Consider the following 905-nt stretch of genomic DNA (forward strand, 5'->3'; position numbering starts at 1 on the left):
AGTTGCCCAGCTGCGCGACCGTCGCCGACGCGCTGGCGTGGTAGCCGCTCATCGCGGCGACATCCTGGGCCCACATCTGCTCGTATTCGGCCTCGGCCGCCGCGATCGCCGGCGCGTTCTGGCCGAACAGGTTCGACATCACCAGCGACACCAGCTGGCCGCGATTGGCCGTGATCGACCCGGGGTCCACGATGGTCGCCAGCGCGGCCTCGTAGGCGACGGCCGCCGCCCGCGCCTGGGCCGCCGACTGCTCGGCTTGCGCGGCCGCCCCGCCCAGCCAGTCCACGTACCCGGCGGCCGCGTTGGTCATGGACGCCGCCGACGGGCCCTGCCAGGCCTGCCCGGCCAGGTCCGAGGTCACGGAGCTGAATGCGCTTGCCGCCGCGCTCAACTCATCGGCCAGCCCGTCCCACGCCGCAGCGGCCGCCAACATTGGCGCTGACCCGGCACCGGAGAACATCCGGGACGAATTGATCTCCGGCGGGAGCACCAAAAAGCTCATGACCGCGGTCCCTTCTCAGCAGCGAGCCCCGGGAGCCAAAGTGTGCCGTTGCTCGGGTTCGCACGCAACCGCGACTGCGAGCGCTTGATCCCTGCGGTCCGGTCCGCAACGATCGTGCGGCGGCCGGGATTGGATTCCCGCCTAACGGGGTATGGGGCAGGCCGGAGAATGTACGTTGCTCCAGTGGCTGCTGAAGGTCTGATCAACGACGATCGAGGGGAGCAGTGATGAACTTTTCGGTGTTTCCGCCCGAGGTCAACTCGGTGCTCCTGCTTGATGGGCCGGGCCCGGGGCCGATGCTGGAGGCGGCGGCGGCCTGGGACGGGATCCGCAGTGAGTTGAGCGCGGCGGCAAGCGCATTCAGCTCCGTGACCTCGGACCTGGCCGGGCAGGCCTGGCAGCG

2 protein-coding genes are annotated in these 905 nt (G+C 70.1%); one reads left to right on the forward strand and one right to left on the reverse strand.

From position 1 onward, the window contains the following. On the reverse strand, nucleotides 1-502 hold a 502-nt coding region (locus A5696_RS11735; protein ID WP_197516953.1), incomplete at its 3' end, for a PPE family protein. A 227-nt stretch (nucleotides 503-729) separates the two neighbouring features. Here A5696_RS11735 and A5696_RS27075 point away from each other — a divergent pair. Beyond that, a partial coding sequence (locus tag A5696_RS27075) for a PPE domain-containing protein (RefSeq protein WP_197516954.1) occupies nucleotides 730-905 on the forward strand: 176 nt, incomplete at its 3' end.

It is taken from the genome of Mycobacterium sp. E2699, from assembly GCF_001666745.1.
In the GTDB taxonomy this organism is placed as follows: Bacteria; Actinomycetota; Actinomycetes; order Mycobacteriales; family Mycobacteriaceae; genus Mycobacterium.